The sequence below is a fragment of the Streptomyces sp. NPDC099050 genome, assembly GCF_044759865.1.
Classification (GTDB): Bacteria; Actinomycetota; Actinomycetes; order Streptomycetales; family Streptomycetaceae; genus Streptomyces.
In genome coordinates, this window is sequence record NZ_JBIWAE010000023.1 from 81,006 (window position 1) to 100,342 (window position 19,337).

Below are 19,337 nucleotides of genomic sequence, written 5' to 3' on the forward strand. Positions count from 1 at the left end.
TCACATCCGGAAGACGCCGAAGCCGCCACGGGCGCCCTCGACGGGGGCGTTGTGGACGGCCGAGAGGCACAGGCCGAGGACGGTGCGGGTGTCGCGGGGGTCGATGACCCCGTCGTCGTACAGCCGTCCGGACAGGAACATCGGCAGGGACTCGGACTCGATCTGCGCCTCGACGAAGGCGCGCATGCCGGCGTCGGCCTCTTCGTCATAGGGCCGGCCCTTCGCGGCGGCCGACTGGCGGGAGACGATCGAGAGCACCCCGGCGAGCTGGGCGGGGCCCATGACGGCGGACTTGGCGCTGGGCCAGGCGAAGAGGAAGCGGGGCTCGTAGGCCCGGCCGCACATGCCGTAGTGGCCGGCGCCGTAGCTGGCGCCGATGAGGACGGAGAGGTGGGGGACCTTCGAGTTCGAGACCGCGTTGATCATCATCGAGCCGTGCTTGATGATGCCGCCCTGCTCGTACTCCTTGCCGACCATGTAGCCGGTGGTGTTGTGGAGGAAGAGGAGCGGGATGTCACGCTGGTTGGCGAGCTGGATGAACTGGGCCGCCTTCTGCGATTCCGCGCTGAAGAGCACCCCTTGGGCGTTGGCGAGGATGCCGACCGGGTAGCCGTGCAGGCTCGCCCAGCCGGTGACCAGGCTAGTGCCGTAGAGGGGCTTGAACTCGTCGAAGTCGGAGGCGTCGACGATCCGGGCGATGACCTCGCGGGGGTCGAAGGGGGTCTTGAGGTCGGCCGGGACGATCCCGAGGAGTTCCTCCGGATCGTGGAGGGGTTCCTCGGCGCGTACCGGATCGGGCCGGGCCTTGCGGTGGTTGAGGCGGGCGACGACGCGGCGGGCCCGGCGGATGGCGTCGTGCTCGTCGAGGGCGTAGTAATCGGCGAGGCCGGAGGTCCGGGCGTGCATGTCGGCTCCGCCGAGGGACTCGTCGTCGCTCTCCTCGCCGGTGGCCATCTTGACGAGCGGCGGGCCGCCCAGGAACACCTTGGATCGGTCCTTGATCATGATGGTGTGGTCGGACATGCCGGGGATGTACGCGCCTCCGGCGGTGGAGTTGCCGAAGACGACGGCGATGGTGGGGACGCCGTCGGCCGAGAGCCGGGTGAGGTCGCGGAAGATGGCGCCGCCCGGGATGAAGATCTCCTTCTGGGAGGGGAGATCGGCGCCGCCGGACTCGACGAGGCTGATGCAGGGGAGCCGGTTCTGGCGGGCGATCTCGTTGGCGCGGAGTGCCTTTTTCAGTGTCCAGGGGTTGGAGGCGCCGCCCCGGACGGTGGGGTCGTTGGCCGTGACCAGGCATTCGACGCCCTCGACGGTGCCGATGCCGGTGACCATGGAAGCGCCGACCGGGTAATCGCTGCTCCAGGCGGCGAGCGGGGACAGCTCCAGGAAGGGGGTGTCCGGGTCGAGGAGCAGCTCGACGCGTTCGCGGGCGAGGAGCTTGCCGCGGGTCTTGTGGCGTGCCGTGTACTTCTCGCCGCCGCCGGCGAGAGCGGCGGCGTGCGCGGCATCGAGCTCGGCGAGGCGTTCCAGGGCGGCGGTACGGGCCTGCGCGTGCTCGGGGGCGAGCGGGTCGACGGCACTCTTGAGGCGGGTCACGGGGTCCCCTCCGGGGTGGTGGTGGGTACGGGGGGCTCCGCGGGCGGTCGCGGCGGCGCGGGGGGCTCCGCCGGCGGTTGCGACGGCGCGGGGGGCTCCGCCGACCGAGGCGGTTGCGGCAGGGCCGCGGGCTTCTTCGCCGGCCGTTGCGGCACGGATGCCGACGCCTCCGCCGTCGGTTGCGGCAGGGCCGCGAGCTCCTTCTCCCGCGGTTGCAGCAGGGCTGCGGGGATGTCCACGTGGCGGGAGCGGAGCCATTCGCCGAGGGCCTTGGCCTGGGGGTCGAAGCGGTGGCCGGAGGCCACGCCGTCGCCGAGGATCCGGGTGACGGTGAAGTTGAGGGAGCGCAGGTTCGGGAGCTCGGCGCGGGTCACTTCCAGTGGGGTCGCTTCGGGGAGTAGCGCCTTGAAGGCTTCGACGGTGAGGGTGGTGCGGAGCCACTCCCAGGCGGGGCCGGTCTCGGCCCACACCCCGACGTTGGCGTCCCCGCCCTTGTCGCCGCTGCGGGCCCCGAAGAGGGTGCCGAGCGGCACCCTGCGGGTGGCGGCGGGAGCCTGCGGCTCGGGGGCGGGCGCAGCCTCCGGCGCGGGGGCGCGCGCAACCTCCGGCGCGGGGGCCGGCGCAGCCTCCGGCGCGGCGGCGGGCGCAGCCTCCAGCCCGGGGGCCGGCGCAGCCCCCGGCGCGGCGGCGCGCACAGCCTCCAGCGCGGGGGCCGTGGGCCCTGCGGGGCTTTCCCCCACCCCGCCCCTTCCCGAAACCGGGGGCTGCGCCCCCGGGCCCCCGGGGCGGGGCTCCGCCCCGGCCCCTTCGGGGGCTCCGCCCCCGGGCCCCCGCTCCTCAAGCGCCGGAGGGGCTGGATCTGGTGCCGGAAGGCCCGGATCTGGCGACGCCGAAGCCGGAGCGGGTGCCCGAGGGGCCGGATCTGGTGACGCCGCGGATGGGTCTGGTGCCGGAGGTGTCGGGTTTGGCGGCGGGGAGGTGGGGATCGGCATCCGGGTGCCGTCCGCGAGGACCGCCGTGTGGGGGGCTTCGGTCGAGGGGACGGTGGTCGCGGTGAAGACTCCGTACGGCTGGGCCGGGGACGGTGGGGCCGTGACGTGGAAGCCGGGGTAGCTGGCCAGGGCCAGTTCGATGGCCGCCGAGGTCAGCGCGCGGCCCACCCGGTCGGGGGACGGGTCCCGGACGACCAGGCGCAGCAGCGCGCTCGCGGTCTCCTCCGTCTCCGCGTCCTCGTGGTCCGTGCGGGACAGCGTCCACGCGGCGAAGGCCACCGAGGACAGGAGCGGGGCCAACTGCTCCCGCACCAGCGCCGCCTTCGCGTCGACGTCAAGGCCCGTCAGGACGAAGACGACCTCGTTGCGCCAGCCCCCGATGCGGGTCACGCCCACCTTCAGGGTGCCGGGCGGGGCCTCCCCCAGGACCCCGGAGACCCGGACCCGGTCCGCGCCCGCCCGCGACAGCCGGACCGTGTCCAGGCGGGCCGTCACGTCGGGGCCGAGGTAGCGGGCTCCCTGGGTTTCGTAGAGGAGCTGGGCCGTGACCGTACCGACGGAGACCACGCCGCCCGTGCCCGGGTGCTTCGTGATGACCGACGAGCCGTCCTCCGCGATCTCCGCCAGCGGGAACCCCGGGCGGGACACGTCGTGCCGGGTGAAGAAGGCGTAGTTGCCGCCCGTGGCCTGGGTGCCGCACTCCAGTACGTGGCCCGCCACCACCGCCCCGGCCAGCCGGTCGTGGTCGTCCGGCGCCCAGTCGAACCACCAGGCCGCGGGCCCGCTCACCAGCGCCGCGTCCGTGACCCGGCCGGTCACCACCACGTCCGCGCCCGCCCGCAGGCAGGCCGTGATCCCGGCGCCGCCCAGGTAGGCGTTCGCGGTGAGCGCGCCCTCCCCGGACGGCAGCGCGTACGGCGCCGGGTGCGACATCAGGTCGTCGCCCTCGACATGCGCCACCGAGACCGGGACCGACAGCTTCGCGGCCAGCGCGCGCACCGCTCCGGCGAGGCCCGCCGGGTTCAGGCCGCCCGCGTTCACGACGATCCGTACGCCCCGCTCGTGCGCGAGGCCGAGGCACTCCTCCAGCTGGCGCAGGAAGGTTTTCGCGTAGCCGAGTTCCGGGTTCTTCAGCCGGTCGCGGCCGAGGATCAGCATGGTCAGCTCGGCCAGGTAGTCCCCGGTCAGCACGTCGAGGGGGCCGTCCGTCAGCATCTCGCGCAGGGCGTCGAAGCGGTCTCCGTAGAAGCCCGACGCGTTGCCGATGAGGAGGGGGCGACGGGTCATCGGGAGGCCCCCGGCGTACGGCCCGGGCCCGCCGGGCCGGCGAAGGCCTGGGCGATGTCGAGCCAGCCGTCGGCATCGGGGCCGGACGCCGTCAGCGCCAGGTCGGCGCGGTGGGCGCGCTGCGTCACCAGCAGGCAGAAGTCGAGCGCCGGGCCGGTGACCCGCTGCGGCGCGTCCTCGGGGCCGTACGCCCACACCTCGCCAGGGGCTCCCGGAGCCGTCAGCTCCACCCGGAACTCCCCCGCCGGCGCCGGCAGGCCCCGTACCGCGTAGGCGTAGTCGCGCGCCCGTACGCCGATCCGGGCCACGTGCCGCAGCCGGGCCGTCGGTGTGCGGCGCACCCCGAGGGCGTCCGCCACGTCCTGGCCGTGCGCCCAGGTCTCCATCAGGCGGGCGCTCGCCATCGACGCGGCCTTCATCGGCGGCCCGTACCAGGGGAACTTGGCGTCGGGCGAGGCCCCGGCGAGGGCCCCGTCGAGGGCCGTGCGGCCCTCCCGCCAGCGGGCGAGCAGCTCGGCGGGGGCCAGTGCGGCTCCCTCCTCGGCACCCGCGTCGACGAAGGAGTCGGGGGCCTTCAGGGCCTCCTCGACCAGCCCCGCGAAGGCGGCCGCGTCGGTGAGGGCGAGCAGCGCGGCCCGGTCGGTCCAGTGCAGGTGGGCGATCTGGTGGGCGAGGCTCCAGCCGGGTGCGGGCGTGGGCTTCGCCCAGTCGGGGGCGGGCAGTTCCCCGACCAGGGAGTCGAGGTCCCGGCCCTCCTCGCGGAGATCCGCGAAGACGGCGAAGACGGTGGAGGCGTCAGAGACGGTGGAGGCGTTCTCGACAGCGGACGGATCGGGCACGGGTGCGCTCCCCTTCTCGGCGTGAGGGGAAGCGTGGCAGCCGCCGCGAAAACAATCAAGCGTGCTTGCATTTATTTTCGAGGGAGGGAACGGGGTTGGCCCGAAAGGGACTTGGCATGCGGAACGAGTCCCGCCATCTAGGCAGATTGGTCCAGACCTTCTAGGGTGACGGGGTCCTTCCGCGCACTGATGCTTTGGGGTGGTTGATGGTCACGCGCCGGTCCCTGCTGGTTCTCGCCGGTCTGAGCGCGGGGGCGGTCACACTGCCCTCCGTGCCCGCGCTCGCGGCCGGACGCGAAGGGCACGAAGGGCACGAAGGGCACGGAGGGCAGGTCATCGAGCTCCCCGCCCCCACCGCCCGGCGGCCGGTCGGCACCGTCGACCTGCACCTGGTCGACCACGACCGTGACGACCCCCTCGCGCCTGACCGCAGGCCGCGCGAACTCATGGTGCAGCTCTGGTATCCCGCGCTCACCACCGCCGGGTTCCGCCGGGCTCCGTACACCACGAGCCGGGTCGCCGCCGCCCTGGAGGCGAGCCTGCCCCTCGAGCCCGGCACCCTGGGGGCCGTACGTCCGCACGCCCGGACCGGCGCACCGGCCGTGCCGGGCCCGCTGCCGCTGGTGCTGCTCGGACACGGACGCATGGGCGGCCGCAGCAATTGCACGGCCCTGGCCGAGGAACTCGCCTCGTACGGGTACCTGGTGGCGGGCATCGACCACACCTACGACGCGGCGGTCGTGGAATTCCCCGACGGCCGGACCGCCCTCAGCGTGCTGCCCGAGGAGTCGGACGACTGGGACCGCCAGGAGCGTCTCGAAATCGCCGCCCGCGTAGGTGACTTGCGGTTCGTGGCCACGACCCTGACCCGTCGACGGCGGCGGACGTCGCCCTCCGCGGATCCCCGCCGGATCGGCGTCGTCGGACATTCCATGGGGGGAGCCGCCGCCGCCGAACTCCTGCGCGTGGACGACCGCTTCGCCGTCGGGGTCGGTCTCGACGGCGCACTGTTCGGCTCGCCGGTGGCCGACCTCGGGCTGGACCGGCCGTACCTGCTGCTCACCGCGCTGGAGGACCACGACACCTGGCGCCGCTGGCGCGAGCACCAGCGCGGATGGGGCCGCCAGCTGCGGGTGCGCGACACCGGGCACCTCACCTACACCGATCTGCCGCACTTCGCCGTTCCCGGCGGGCTGGCGGAGTCCTGGCCGCCCGACCTGTACGCCGAACTGCTCGGGACCCTGGACCCGGCCCGCTCGACGGAGCTGATCCGGACCTACACCCGCCTGTGCCTCGACCGGTTCCTGAAGAACCGGCCGTCCCCCCTGCTGAACAGCCCCTCCCCGCGCTACCCGGAAGTCGACTTCCGCTGGACGCGCGGCTGACGCCGCCGCCCGCGAGCACCGGATCCGCTTGCGCGCGGCGTACGACCGCGACGAGGATCCCCGTCGGGGACGGGCGCAACCACAGGAACGGGGACGGGACATGGGCGGGGATGTGGGCGGGGACGAAGGCAGGGACGGAGGCGTGCTCGCGGGCTCGGTCAAAGGCGTGATGTTCGACTTCTCCGGCACCCTCTTCCGCGTCGAGCCCACCGAGGACTGGCTGCGCGCGGTCGTGTCGGGCGCCGGCATCGACCTGCCCGAGGCCGAACTCACCGCCCTGGCCGCCCGGCTCGAAGCGGCGGGCGCCCTGCCCGGCGGAGCCTCGCCGCAGCGGCTGCCGGACCGGCTGGAACCGCTGTGGCGGGAGCGGGACCTGAGCCCGGAGCGGCACCGGGCCGCCTACACCGCACTCGCCCGGGAGGTACCGCTGCCCTCCCCAGCGCTGGCCGACGCCCTCTACGAGCGGCACTGGACCCCCGAGGCCTGGCGGCCCTACCCCGATACCGCCGCCACGCTCGCCGCCCTGCACGAACGGGGCGTCCCCGTCGCCATCGTCAGCAACATCGGCTGGGACCTGCGCCCCGTCTTCCGCGCCCACGGGGTCGACCGGTTCGTCGACGCGTACGTGCTGTCCTTCGAGCACGGAGTCCAGAAGCCCGACCCGCGCCTGTTCCGGGTCGCCTGCGAGGCCCTCGGGGCGGCGCCCGCGGACGTGCTCATGGTCGGTGACGACGCCGTCGCGGACGCCGGGGCCGCGGCGCTGGGGTGCCCGGTCCGGCTGGTCGCACACCTGCCGGTCGAGCAGCGGCCGGACGCGTTGATCACGACGCTCGGGCGGATCGGGCTGCTCTGACGACGGCCCCGTCGACCGACGGCCGCCCCCGTCAGCCGACAGCCGCCCCCGTCGGCCGAGAAGAACCGTTCCCAGCGCGGGGAGCCGGCCCCCGCGCCGGTCCGGTGACGCTTCGCACAGGAACGGCCGAGGCCTTCCCTCCGGCGCGGGCGGCTGGGATGCTCCGCGCATGACGACTCGTCGGATGTACTGCGCGACCGCCGCTCTGAGCGCCCTCGCGCTGGGCGTGGCCATATTCAGCGGCTGGGGACAGGACTTCCCGGACGGGGACCAGCAGACCGGGACGGCCGAGACGGCTCACGTCGAGGCGAACGTCCAGCACGCGGACGTGAAGCCCCTGCCGGCCGGGCCGGCCGGCGACATCATCTGGAACTGAGCGCCTGACCGACACCCGGACCGGCACTGGTCCGGCACTGGTCCGGCACCGGGCCGACACCGGCCGGGCGTGGCCTGGGCTCACCCCCACTCTCCCCGAACCACTCCTCAACCCTCCCTGGAACCAAAGGAGTCGGCATACGGTCGTCGCCGACCACGACGGGCACGAGGGTCGGGCAACGCCGACCACAACGCGGCCCGCAACGTCCTGGACCTGTACCGGATGGGCCTCGCGCTCATCCCGGCTGCCGGGAGGGCAGTCGTCAGGCGCGCCCAGCGCGTCAAGCCCGCTACCGCAAGGTAAGCAGGAATCTCCCGGCTTTTGGCCGGGAGAGCACTTCAACATCCGCATCTGGTCCACGACGCGAAGACGCATTCGCTCGCGACGGTGTCCCTGCTGTCCGACACCCACTCCGACCGGCTGGCCGCTCGGGTGACCGAGCTCCTCGGCCGGGCGGACGGAGCGGAGGGTGCGGCCGGGGCGGCCGGCTTCAGGGAGACCGAGGAGCGGGCCCTGCGGCTCAAGACCGACTTCTACGATCAGTTCGGCTGAGGGCTCGGCTGAAGGTCCGGCTGAGGGTTCCGCGGGCGGGTCTGCGAGCGGACCGCGCCCATGCTCGCCACGATGACCAGCGCGATCGCCGCCGCGTCGAGCGCCGACAGCGCCTGGTTCAGGATCAGGAACCCGGCCGTCGCGGCGATCGCGGGCTCCAGGCTCATCAGGATCGCGAAGGTCGGCGCCGGGAGCCTGCGCAGGGCGAGCAGCTCCAGCGTGTAGGGCAGCACCGAGGACAGCAGCGCCACGCCGAGGCCCAGGAGCAGGGTGCTCGGGCGCAGCAGGTCCGAGCCGGCCTCGATCACGCCGAGCGGCAGGGACAGTACGGCCGCCACGGCCATCGCCAGTGCCAGCCCGTCCGCCTGGGGGAACCGGCGGCCGGTCCGCGCGCTGAACACGATGTACGCCGCCCACATGCCGCCCGCCGCGAGGGCGAAGGCCACACCCAGCGGGTCGAGCCCGCCCAGGCCGCCTCCGCCGTGGGTGGACAGCAGGACGACTCCGGCCAGCGCCAGCCCGGCCCACAGCAGGTTCAGCAGCCGGCGGGAGATCACGACGGAGAGCACCAGCGGGCCCAGCACCTCCAGGGTGACGGCCGGGCCGAGGGGGATCCGGTCGATGGCCTGGTAGATGAACCCGTTCATGCCGGCCATGGTCACGCCGAACCACACCACGGTCGACCAGTCGGAGCGGGAGTACCCGCGCACCTTGGGCCGGCACACGAGCAGCAGCACCAGCGCGGCCGCGGCGAGGCGCAGCGTGACCACGCCGGCCGCGCCCGCCCGCGGCATGAGCATCACCGCCAGGGCGGCACCGAACTGCACGGAGACGCCCGCCGTGACCACCAGGGCGACCGGGCCGAAGCGGGCCCGGAAGGAGCCGTCCGCGGGGGCGGTGCCGGAGGCGGCCGCCGTCATTCGCGAGGGCTCGGCGGGCGTGGCGGCGCTCGTGGCGGTGCTCGTGGCGGTGCTCGTGGGTGAGGAGGGTGCGGGCATTTATCCAGATTAAGGGGTCGGTAAGGAGCGTGCAGCCGTGTTTTGCCTTACATCTTGTGTACGTCCGGTTCCGGCAGGCCCTGCTCCAAGCCCTCCGCCAGGACTTCCGCCAAGTGGCGGGCCCGGCCGCCGGCCAGCTGCGCGATCTGGGTCCGGCAGGAGAACCCGTCCGCCAGTACCTCCGTACCCGGAGCGGCCGCCCGCAGCGACGGCAGGAGCTGCTCCTCGGCACAGGCCACGGAGACCCCGTGGTGGCCGGGCTCGAAGCCGAAGTTGCCCGCGAGACCGCAGCAGCCGCCGCTGAGCCCGCCCGTCAGCCCCGCGCGCTCGCGCAGCCGGCGGTCGGGGCCGTCGCCGAGGACGGCGTGCTGGTGGCAGTGGGTCTGGCCGGCGACCGGCCGGTCGAGGCGGGGCGGCTGCCAGTGGGGGGCGTACTCCTCCAGGGTCTCGGCGAAGGTTCGGACGGCCGCTGCGAGACGGGGTGCGCGGGGGTCCTCCGGGAGCAGGGCGGGCAGATCGGTGCGGAGCGCTGCCGCGCAGCTCGGTTCGAGGACGGTGACGGGCCGCCCCCGCGGGTCGCCCACGGCGTCCAGGGTGCGGCGCAGGACCCTGCGGGCGGCGTCCAGGCGGCCGGTGGAGATGTAGGTCAGCCCGCAGCAGACGCGGCCCGCCGGGACCACGGTCTCCAAGCCCGCGGCCCTCAGCACCCGCACGGCGGCGTGGCCGGCCTCGGGAGCGAGGTACTCCGTGAACGTGTCCGGCCACACCGTCACGACGGTCCCGGCCCCGGGCGCCCCGTCCACAGTCCCGGCCCCGGAGTCGGCCCCGGACCCGCAGTCGGCCCCGGGCGCAGCCCCGGCCCCGGGCGCAGCCCCGGCCCCGGGCGCAGCCCCGGACTCGGGCACAGCCCCGGAGTCGGGCGCAGCCCCGGAGTCGGGCGCAGCCCCGGACTCGGGCACAGCCCCGGCCCCGGGCGCAGCCCCGGAGTCGGGCGCAGCCCCGGCCCCGGGCGCGCCCTGCGGGCGGCCGTCCCCTACCCGCCCTTCCACCGTTCCCCGGGGCTGCGCCCCGGACCCCCTGGGGCTCCGCCCCAGAACCCGCGCCTCAAACGCCGGCGAGGCTGGGTCTTGCCGCCTATCCAGCCCCTCCGGCGTTTGAGGAGCGGGGGTCCGGGGGCCGGCCCCCGGCAACGGCGCCGCACCCGGCAAGGGGTCCGGACGGAGCCCGGGGAACGGGCGAAGGGCGGGTAGGGGACCCGGCCCCGCGGAGCGGACCGCAGCGCGCCACCCGCGGGTGAAGGGGGTCCGGGCCAGCCGGGGCAGGGGCCGGGACCGTTCCAGGCCGGGGACGCGGAGGAAGCGGGACACCAGGTTCAGCGGGCGGGCCAGCCGCAGGGTGGTGAGCAGGCGGAGCAGAGCCGGCAGCCCGCCCAGGGCGTAGTGGGAGAGCGGGCGCAGCCGGCCCGCCCAGTGGTGGTGGAGGAACTCCGCCTTGTAGGAGGCCATGTCGACCCCCACCGGGCAGTCGCTGCGGCAGCCCTTGCAGCCGAGGCAGAGGTCCAGCGCCTCGGCGACCTCCGCCGAACGCCATCCGTCCCGGATGATCTCCCCCGCCAGCATCTCGTGCAGCAGCCGCGCCCGCCCCCGCGTGGAGTGGCGTTCCTCGCCCGTGGCCCGGTACGACGGGCACATCACCCCCGGCCCCCCGACCTCCGTCGACCGGCATTTCGCGACGCCCACGCACCGCGCCACCTCCCCCGCGAACCCGGAGGGCGGCAGCACCGCGAAGCGGAGGTTCTCGTCGAGGCGGGCCGGGCGGACCAGGATCCCGGGGTTCATGCCGCCCGCCGGGTCCCAGACCCGCTTGTAGGACGCGAAGAGGTCGATCACCGCGGGCCCGTACATCCGCGGCAGCAGCTCCGCCCGCGCCTGCCCGTCCCCGTGCTCCCCGGACAGGGAGCCCCCGTGCGCGACCACCAGGTCGGCGAGGTCCGAGGAGAAGGCCCGGAAGCGGGCCACGCCGGGCGGCGACGCCAGGTCGAAGTCGATCCGCACGTGCACGCAGCCCTCGCCGAAGTGGCCGTACGGGGATCCGCGCAGCCCGTGCTCCGCCAGCAGGGCCCGGAATTCCCGCAGGTAGGCGCCGAGCCGGGCGGGCGGTACCGCGCAGTCCTCCCAGCCCGGCCAGGCCATCGTCCCGTCGGGCATCAGGGTCGCGGTGCCCGCCGCGTCCTCGCGGATCCGCCACAGGGCCCGCTGCGCCGCCGGGTCGGTGAGCAGCAGGCCGTCCACCGCGTCGGAGGCCCGCAGCACGGCCCGGGCGGCGCCCTCGTCGCGCATCTCCACGAACAGCCATGCCCCGCCGCGGGGGAGTCCAGAGGCGGCCGGGCCGACCAGGTCGGCGGCCATGCCCTCCACGGTCAGCGGCCGGTACCCGAGCAGCCCCGCCGCGGCCTGCGCCGCCGCGCTCTCGTCGGCGTACCCGAGGACGGCCAGCGCCGGTGCGGCGGGCAGTTCGACGAGCCGTACGACAGCCTCGGTGACCACGCCGAGCGTGCCCTCGCTCCCGCAGAACGCCCGGGCCACCCCGGTGCCCCGCTCGGGGAGCAGCGCGTCCAGGCCCCCGTAACCGGAGATCCGCCGCGAGAAGCCGTCGGCCGGGCCGCCCGCCATGCCGGTGCGCAGGACGGCCAGGTTCCCCGACACCAGCTCCCGCAGCCCCTCGGGCGCGCCCTGCCAGCCGGTGCCGAGCCGGTACGGGGAGCCGCCGTACGACGTCACCGCCAGCTCGGCGACGTTGTCGGCGGTGGTTCCCCAGGCCACGGAGTGGGCCCCGCAGGCGTTGTTGCCGATCATCCCGCCGAGCGTGCACCGGGAGTGCGTGGAGGGGTCCGGCCCGAAGGTCAGCCCGTGCGGGCGGGCCGCGTCCCGCAGCCGGTCGAGGACCAGGCCGGGCTGGACCACGGCGGTGCGGGCGGCCGGGTCCAGGGAGACGAGGGCGTGCATGTGGCGGGTGAGGTCCAGGACGACACCGACGCCCGTCGCCTGGCCCGCGATGGAGGTGCCGCCCCCGCGCGGGACGACCGGGACCCCGGCCCCGGCACACACCCCGAGCGCGGCGGCCACGTCCTCGGCGTCGCGCGGCGCGACCACCCCGACCGGGACCCGGCGGTAGTTCGAGGCGTCCATCGTCGTCAGGGCCCGGGCGGCGGCGCCGAAGTCGACCTCCCCGCGCAGGTTCTTCCGCAGGGTCCGCTCGAGTTCACCGGGTGAGGTCACGGCGGACAGCCTGCCACCGCCCGCCGCCCGTCTCCCGACCGGCTCGCATCCGTCCGCGTCGTCTCATCGGGTGGACGCGGCTCCAAGGCGTGGACCCGGACCCGATACGCTCGGCCCGTGGCCGAGATCCAGATTCCCGCTGACATCAAGCCCGCCGACGGACGCTTCGGCGCGGGCCCCTCCAAGGTGCGGACCGAGGCGCTGGACGCCCTCGCCGCCACCGGTACCTCCCTGATCGGCACCTCCCACCGCCAGGCTCCGGTCAAGAACCTGGTCGGATCGGTGCGCCAGGGCCTCCGGGACCTCTTCTCCCTCCCCGAGGGCTACGAGGTGATCCTGGGCAACGGCGGCTCCACCGCCTTCTGGGACATCGCGACCGCCGGTCTCATCGAGCGGAAGTCGCAGCACCTCACCTTCGGTGAGTTCTCCTCCAAGTTCGCCAGCGCCGCGAAGTCCGCGCCGTGGCTGGACGCGCCGACGGTGATCTCCTCCGACCCGGGCACCCACCCGGACCCGGTGGCCGAGGCGGGCGTGGACGTGTACGCGTACACCCACAACGAGACCTCGACGGGTGTCGCGGCGCCGATCAAGCGCGTCGCGGGCGCCGACGCGGGTTCACTCGTCCTGGTGGACGCGACCTCGGGCGCCGGCGGTCTGCCGGTGGACATCACCGAGACCGACGTCTACTACTTCGCCCCGCAGAAGTCCTTCGCCTCCGACGGCGGCCTGTGGCTGGCGGCGTTCTCGCCGGCGGCCCTGGAGCGCGCGGCCCGCGTGCACGCCTCCGGCCGGCACATCCCGGAGTTCTTCTCGCTGCCGACGGCGATCGACAACTCGCTGAAGAACCAGACGTACAACACCCCGGCGCTCTCCACCCTCTTCCTGCTGGACCAGCAGCTGGAGTGGATGAACAGCCAGGGCGGTCTGGAGTTCACGACCGGCCGTACGTCGGCCAGCGCGGCCCACCTGTACGGCTGGGCCGAGGCGTCGAAGTACGCCAGCCCGTTCGTCGCGGACTCCGCCAAGCGCTCGGCCGTCATCGGCACGATCGACTTCTCGGACGACATCGACGCGGCTGCGGTCGCCAAGGTGCTGCGCGCCAACGGCATCGTGGACACCGAGCCCTACCGCAAGCTCGGCCGCAACCAGCTCCGCATCGCGATGTTCCCGGCGATCGACCCGGCGGACGTGCAGGCGCTCACGGCGTGCGTGGACTTCGTGATCGAAGCCCTCTGACCGGTCTCCCCCGTCCGACACGCTCCGGAGCCCCCGGTGACGCCTCGTCACCGGGGGCTCCGCGTTGTCCGGACCCCCGCCGAAGAGGTCCGGCGCCGGGCCCGAGCCGGGCCCGAGCCGGGCCCGAGCCGGGCCTGAGGCGGGCCCGAGCCAGCCCCGAGCCGGGCCCGAGCCGGGCCCGAGCCAGCCCTGAGGCAGCCCTGAACGGGTCCTGAACGAGTCCTGAAGGCCGCGGCCCGCCACCCGCCCCTCGACCCCGGGACTTTGGTCCCAAAAATCGGGGCAAAGATGCCGCAAACGGAAGATCCCAAGCAGCCTCCCCGCCTGCGGGTTTATCCGGCGGGACCTTCGGCAGGGGGCCGTTCCGGCCCCTCGGAGGGGCGCAACCAACCACCCCAGGATGTCCCTCATGTCTGGTGTGCCGGGAACGAACCCCGGCCCGTTCAGGAGGAACCCCATGCGCAAGGCACTTACCTTCTCGGCGATCGCCCTCGCCTCGTCTATGGCCCTGGCCGTCCCCACCGCCGCGTTCGCGGCCGACTCCACCCCGACCGCGCACAGCAGCTCCAGCCCCGACACGAAGACCGACGCGGTGGCCCTGAAGCTGGCGGTCTCCTCCGGCAAGCCGGGCGACTCCCTCCAGATGTCGATGGAGGTCCCGGACGGTTCGACGAACCTGTCCATCTCCTCCAAGGCCCTGAACGACGTCAAGATGACCGACGGGCGCGGCGCCACCGCCACGATCGCCAAGGTCGCCGACGGCTCCTACGGGGTCTCCCTCACCGGCACGGGCCCCGACGGCAAGAAGATCCAGGCCACCGCGCAGCTCACGGTCAAGGACGGCAAGCCCACCCCGCCGCCGGCCCCGACCACCCCCACGGTGAGCCTGTCCAAGGACAGCGGCAAGCCGGGCGAGAAGATCCAGGTCACCATCAAGACGGCGCCGAACGAGAAGAGCGCCTTCATCAAGTCCGACGCCTTCGGCGGCCAGGTCAACCTGAAGAGCAACGGCAAGGGCACCTGGACCGGTACGGCGGTCGTCGCCAAGGACGTCAAGTCCGGCTACTACGGCGTCGGCGCGTACGCGGGCGGCAAGCAGTTCGACACCGTCAAGTTCTCCACGGACGCCACCGGCCCGGTCACCCCGAAGCCGAAGCCCACCCCGGTCGACCCGAGCCACCACAAGACCCCCAAGGGTTCCGTGAACACCGGCCAGGCCCCGCTCGGCTGGGTCCCCTCGGACGTCGCGTAACCATGTCCGAGCAGTCCACCACTGACCGCGCCCCCCGCCGGGGCGGCCGCGCACTGCGCGTGGCCGCCCTGGCGGGCGCCGCCGGCCTCACGGCCTTCCTGATCACTTCCTGCGGCTCCGGCGGCGACTCCGGCGCCGGCGCGGTCAAGAACAACCCGGCCGACGCCAAGACCGCGTCGGTGCTGAGCGCGTCCGTCCCGGACCGCATCGTGATCCCGGACATCAAGGTCGACGCCCCGCTGGACACCGTCGGACTCGACGCCCAGGGCGTCATGCAGGAGCCCGACTTCGCCAAGCCCAAGAACGCGGCCTGGTACAAGGAGGGCCCGACCCCCGGGGAGAAGGGCGCGGCCGCCATCGTCGGGCACATGGACACCCCCCAGGCGCCCGAGGCCGTCTTCTACAACCTCAAGAAGCTGAAGAAGGACGAGAAGATCGAGGTCCACCGCGACGACGGCTCCACCGCCGTCTTCGCCGTGGACGAGGTCGACACCTTCAAGAAGGACCGGTTCCCCACCGACAAGGTCTACGGCGACACCCACGGCAAGGCCGAACTCCGCGTCATCACCTGCGGCGGCGACCTCACCAAGGACCGCCACTGGGACGCCAACGTGGTGGTGTTCGCGCACCTCGTGGGCAAGGCGTAGCCCCCGGGTCCGGGGCCCGGCCGGGTCCGGGGCCCGGCCGGGTCCGGGGCCCGGCGCCCTACTTCGCGACGGCGAAACGCATCAGGGCCTGCTCGTCGCCCGGCTTGATCTTCCCGGTCTCGTTGATGACGTGCAGCTTCCAGCCCGCCCCGTCCCGGACCGCCTTGGCCACGGCGCAGCCGTTGTCGCTGCCGAGCAGGCTCGGCCAGATGTCGGCGACCTGCTGGGTGCTGCCGCCCGTGCCGTCGTACACCTTGAAGCTGATGTTGCGGGCGCTCTGGAAGGAACTGCCCTTCTTGTACGCGGCGGCGACGAAGACGATGGACGTGACGTTGCCCGGTACCCGGGCGAACTCGACGGTCACCGTCTCGTCGTCGCCCTCGCCGTGCCCGGTCTGGTTGTCCCCGCTGTGCAGCAGCGAGCCGTTGCCCATGGGGTCCAGCGAGTCGAGGCCCGCGAGGCGCACCGGGTCCGCGCCCTGCATCGCGATCGCGATCAGGTCCAGGTCGGTCCCGACCTTCCGCTTGAGCTTGCCCAACAGGCCGCCGCTGCTGCCGACGGTGGGGTCCCACGAGGCCCCGATGGACAGGTGGGTTACGCCGCCCAGGTCCGCGGGGCCGTCTTCCTTGGTGAGCGTGATCATGCGCAATCCTCACAAATAGCAGTGCGATACCGACTCCTGCAGTCTGCCTGAAGCCGGTTCGTTTGCGGACCCGCTCGGCGTACGCGATACCTTCGGGGCCTCGGCATCCGGTGTTCCGCGGATGCCGTACGGCGCGGTACGCGGTACGGCGCCGTACACCGCAGTGCAGCTTGGAGGCAGCAGCGTGAGCGTGCGAGTGACGGCGGCCCAGGACGGCGTGGACCCCTTCGGCACGGCCCGGCTGCGGCGCGGGGTGCTCGACGCCTGGGGCGCGGGCCCGGCCCGCTTCCGCGAGGACGCCAACGCCGAGGAGGACCTGGCGCTCGGCGGATACCGCGACCGGCTCGTCGTCGAGCTCGCGCAGAACGCCGCCGACGCGGCCGCCCGCGCCGGGGTTCCCGGCCGGCTGCGGCTCACCCTGCACGCGGGCACCGACCAGCCCGGCGGGCACGCGCTGCTCGCCGTCTCCAACACCGGCTCCCCGCTGGACGCCACCGGCGTGGAGTCGCTGTCCACGCTGCGCGCCTCCGCCAAGCGCGACGACTCCTCCGGCAGCGTAGGCCGCTTCGGCGTCGGCTTCGCCGCCGTCCTGGCCGTCTCCGACGAGCCCGCCGTCCTGGGCCGGCACGGCGGCGTGCGCTGGTCCCTGGCCGAGGCCCGCGAGCTGGCCCGGGGCGCCGCCGTCGGCAGCTCCGGACTCGGCGAGGAGCTGCGCCGCCGCGACGGCCACGTCCCGCTGCTGCGGCTCCCGCTGCCCGCCGAGGGAACCGCGCCCGAGGGGTACGACACCGTCGTGGTCCTCCCGCTGCGCGACGCCGCCGCCGAGGAGCTGGCCGGGCGGCTGCTCGCCGCCGTGGACGACGCCCTGCTGCTGACCCTGCCGGGGCTCGCCGAGATCGTCATCGAGACACCGTCGATGGGCACAGCCGGGGGCGTGCGGACGCTGACCCGCCGCGTCGAAGGCCCGTACACCGTCATCACCGACTCCGCCGCGGATGCCCCGGACGCCTCGGAAGCCGCGGACGCCCCGGACACCGCGTCCGGCCGCAGGCGCTGGCGCACCGTGCGCCACTCCGGCCCCATCGAGAAGGCGCTGCTCGCCGACCGGCCCGTCGAGGAACGGCTGCGGCCCGTCTGGGCGGTGTCCTGGTCCGTGCCCGTCGACGCCGAAGGGGCCCCGGTCCGCCCCGTGACCGCCGCGGTGGTGCACGCGCCGACCCCGACCGACGAACCGCTCGGCATCCCCGCGCTGCTCATCGCGACCCTGCCGCTGGACACCACCCGCCGGCACCCCGCGCCGGGGCCGCTGACCGACTTCCTCGTGGAGCGCGCGGCCGACGCGTACGCCGAACTGCTCGGCTCCTGGGACCCGGTGAGCACCGCGCTCGTGGACCTCGTACCCGGCCCGCTCGGCAAGGGCGAGCTCGACGGGGCCCTGCGCGCCGCCGTCATCGCGCGCCTGCCCCGTACCGCCTTCCTCGCGCCCGCCGCCCCCGCCGAAGCGCCGGCCGAGGGGGAGCCCGAGGAGCGTGCCGCCCTGCGCCCCTTCGAGGCGGAGGTGGTGGAGGGTGCGGGAGCCGACACCGTACGGGTGCTCGCGGAGGTGCTGCCGACCCTGCTCCCGGCCGGGCTGGAACGCCGCCCCGAACTGCGCACCCTGGGCGTGGGCCGGCTGCCGCTGGGCGAGGCCATCGAGCGGATCGCCGGCATCGAGCGGACCCCGGAGTGGTGGTACCGGCTCTACGACAGTCTCGCCGGGGTCGACCCCGACCGGCTCTCCGGCCTCCCCGTGCCGCTGGCCGACGGCCGCACCGCGATCGGGCCCCGGCACCTGCTGCTGCCCGGCGCGGACGCCCCGCGGTCGGGTACTCCTGAGAGCCTGGCGCGGCTGGGCCTGAAGGTGGCCCACCCCGACGCGGTGCACCCGCTGCTGGAGAAGCTCGGCGCGCTCCCGGCGAGCCCGCGCGCCGTCCTGACGACCCCGCAGGTGCGGGCGGCCGTCGCGGCTTCCCTGGACTCCGGGGAGATCTGGGACGAGGACGCCCTGGACCCCGAGGAACTCGCCGACATCGTGCTGGGCCTGGTCCAGGGCGCCGAGCTCTCCCCCGGCGACGAGCCGTGGCTGGGCGCGCTCGCCCTGCCCGACGAGGACGGCGAACCGACCCCGGCCGGGGAGCTGCTGCTGCCCGGCTCCCCGCTGGCCTCGGTGGTCCGCGAGGACGAGATCCCGTACGTGGACGCCGAGTTGGTCGAGCGCTGGGACGAGCGGACCCTCACCGCCGTGGGCGTCCTCGCCGCCTTCCAGCTGGTCCGCGCCACCGACGTGGTCCTGGACCCCGACGAACTGGAGCCCCGCGACGGGGACTTCGCCGAGCCCGACGACGCCGGTCTGCTCGACGCCGTCGACGTGTGGTGCGAGGACCTCCTGGACCAGCTCCCCGACACGCCCGTGCCGCCGGTCGCCACCGAGCTGGTCGCCGTACGGGACCTCGACCTGGTCGACGACGACTGCTGGCCCCAGGCCCTGGCCATGCTGGCGCGGCCGCCCTTCCGGGACGCCCTGACCCAGCCCGTGCGGGTCCTGCTCCCGGACGGCACCACCCGGTCCGTACGCTCGTACACCGCCTGGTGGCTGCGCGACCACCCGGTCCTGGACGGCCGACGGCCGGCCGGGCTGCGCTCGGCGGGCGGCGACCCGCTGCTGGCGGGCCTCTATACCCCGGCGGACGCCACCGGCTTCGAGGACGAGCAGGTCCTGCGGGCGCTGGGCGTACGCACCACCGTGCCCGCCCTGCTGGAGGAGCCGGGCGGCGCCGCCGAGCTGCTCGGCCGCCTCGCCGACCCGGACCGGGAGGTCGACGGCCGCCAACTGCACGGCCTGTACGGCGCGCTGGCCGAGCTGGACCCCGAGCAGGTCACCCTGCCCGACGAGCTGCGCGCGGTCGTGGACGGCGAGGTGGTCGTGGTCGACGCGGCCGAGGCGCTGATCGCGGACGCCCCGGACCTGCTCCCCCTGACGGCGGGACTCCCGCTCCTCCCGGTCGCCCCGTCCCGGGCCGCCGACCTGGCGGAGCTGTTCCAGGTCCGGCGCCTCTCGGAGACGGTCCCGGCGGAGGTCACCACCGAGGGCGAGGAGCACGAGGTCCCCGAACCGGTGCACCAGCTCCTGGGCCCGGCCACCCCCAAGAGCTACGTGGAGCACGAGGAACTCCTGGCGGGCGGCATCGAGCTCGACTGGCGCCGCACCCCGGACGGCACCCTGCACGCCTCCACCCTGGAGGGCGTCGCGGCGGCCCTCGCCTGGGCGGCGGGCCAGTGGCCGCGCCGCTTCGAGGTGGCGGCCCTGCTGGAGGACCCGTCGCGGACGGCGGAACTGGCCCGGGACCGCTGGTTCGACTAA

The 19,337-nt window shown here is 74.5% G+C and carries 14 protein-coding genes and 1 pseudogene; 9 read left to right on the forward strand and 6 right to left on the reverse strand.

From position 1 onward, the window contains the following. The 3 genes from ACIQV3_RS31580 to ACIQV3_RS31590 are packed head-to-tail and all read right to left on the reverse strand — an operon-like array spanning position 1 to position 4,717. On the reverse strand, positions 1 to 1,599 hold the full coding sequence (locus ACIQV3_RS31580) for an acyl-CoA carboxylase subunit beta (protein ID WP_403718079.1): 1,599 nt from the start codon (positions 1,597 to 1,599) through the stop codon (positions 1 to 3). Further along, positions 1,596 to 3,878, reverse strand: coding sequence for an acyclic terpene utilization AtuA family protein (locus tag ACIQV3_RS31585; protein WP_403718082.1), 2,283 nt, complete (start codon positions 3,876 to 3,878; stop codon positions 1,596 to 1,598). Before ACIQV3_RS31585 ends, ACIQV3_RS31580 begins: the two co-directional genes overlap by 4 nt. Continuing rightward, positions 3,875 to 4,717, reverse strand: a complete 843-nt coding sequence (locus ACIQV3_RS31590; protein ID WP_403718085.1) for a TIGR03084 family metal-binding protein — start codon at positions 4,715 to 4,717, stop codon at positions 3,875 to 3,877. Before ACIQV3_RS31590 ends, ACIQV3_RS31585 begins: the two co-directional genes overlap by 4 nt. A 206-nt stretch (positions 4,718 to 4,923) precedes the next feature. Between ACIQV3_RS31590 and ACIQV3_RS31595 the strand changes: the two genes are divergently transcribed. From ACIQV3_RS31595 to ACIQV3_RS31615, 5 genes and pseudogenes are all read left to right on the forward strand, one after another. Then, on the forward strand, positions 4,924 to 6,102 hold the full coding sequence (locus ACIQV3_RS31595) for an alpha/beta fold hydrolase (protein WP_403718088.1): 1,179 nt from the start codon (positions 4,924 to 4,926) through the stop codon (positions 6,100 to 6,102). Positions 6,103 to 6,202: 100 nt separating this feature from the next. Beyond that, positions 6,203 to 6,955 carry an HAD family hydrolase gene (locus ACIQV3_RS31600; protein ID WP_403718091.1) on the forward strand — a complete coding sequence of 251 codons (753 nt, stop codon included), beginning with the start codon at positions 6,203 to 6,205 and terminating at the stop codon, positions 6,953 to 6,955. 169 nt (positions 6,956 to 7,124) lie between these two features. Next, entirely contained in the window at positions 7,125 to 7,331 is a 207-nt protein-coding gene (locus tag ACIQV3_RS31605) for a hypothetical protein (RefSeq protein ID WP_403718095.1), read from the forward strand. A 171-nt stretch (positions 7,332 to 7,502) separates the two neighbouring features. Then, positions 7,503 to 7,634 (forward strand): annotated as a pseudogene (locus ACIQV3_RS31610) (RNA-guided endonuclease TnpB family protein); the annotation flags it as partial. Between the two features lie 84 nt (positions 7,635 to 7,718). Further along, positions 7,719 to 7,883, forward strand: a complete 165-nt coding sequence (locus ACIQV3_RS31615) for a hypothetical protein (RefSeq protein WP_403718097.1) — start codon at positions 7,719 to 7,721, stop codon at positions 7,881 to 7,883. On the opposite strand, the gene ACIQV3_RS31620 is transcribed toward ACIQV3_RS31615, so the two are convergent. Both ACIQV3_RS31620 and ACIQV3_RS31625 read right to left on the reverse strand, forming a co-directional pair. Continuing rightward, positions 7,871 to 8,803, reverse strand: a complete 933-nt coding sequence (locus ACIQV3_RS31620; RefSeq protein ID WP_403718213.1) for an EamA family transporter — start codon at positions 8,801 to 8,803, stop codon at positions 7,871 to 7,873. The genes ACIQV3_RS31615 and ACIQV3_RS31620 overlap by 13 nt on opposite strands. A 125-nt stretch (positions 8,804 to 8,928) precedes the next feature. Beyond that, complete coding sequence (locus tag ACIQV3_RS31625) at positions 8,929 to 12,159, reverse strand: FAD-linked oxidase C-terminal domain-containing protein (protein WP_403718101.1); 3,231 nt, start codon at positions 12,157 to 12,159, stop codon at positions 8,929 to 8,931. Between the two features lie 117 nt (positions 12,160 to 12,276). On the opposite strand from ACIQV3_RS31625, the gene serC reads away from it, so the two are divergent. From serC to ACIQV3_RS31640, 3 genes are all read left to right on the forward strand, one after another. After that, the gene (gene serC / locus ACIQV3_RS31630) at positions 12,277 to 13,395 is read left to right on the forward strand and encodes a phosphoserine transaminase (RefSeq protein ID WP_389442518.1); all 1,119 of its coding nucleotides are present in this window, start codon (positions 12,277 to 12,279) and stop codon (positions 13,393 to 13,395) included. Positions 13,396 to 13,852: 457 nt separating this feature from the next. Beyond that, entirely contained in the window at positions 13,853 to 14,647 is a 795-nt protein-coding gene (locus tag ACIQV3_RS31635; RefSeq protein ID WP_403718106.1) for a hypothetical protein, read from the forward strand. A 2-nt stretch (positions 14,648 to 14,649) separates the two neighbouring features. Beyond that, a complete protein-coding gene (locus ACIQV3_RS31640) occupies positions 14,650 to 15,294 on the forward strand; it encodes a class F sortase (protein WP_403718109.1) in 645 nt (214 codons plus the stop codon). A 58-nt stretch (positions 15,295 to 15,352) separates the two neighbouring features. Here ACIQV3_RS31640 and ACIQV3_RS31645 read toward each other — a convergent pair whose 3' ends face one another. Beyond that, entirely contained in the window at positions 15,353 to 15,937 is a 585-nt protein-coding gene (locus tag ACIQV3_RS31645; protein ID WP_403718111.1) for a TerD family protein, read from the reverse strand. 184 nt (positions 15,938 to 16,121) lie between these two features. Between ACIQV3_RS31645 and ACIQV3_RS31650 the strand changes: the two genes are divergently transcribed. Then, positions 16,122 to 19,337, forward strand: a complete 3,216-nt coding sequence (locus tag ACIQV3_RS31650) for a sacsin N-terminal ATP-binding-like domain-containing protein (protein ID WP_403718113.1) — start codon at positions 16,122 to 16,124, stop codon at positions 19,335 to 19,337.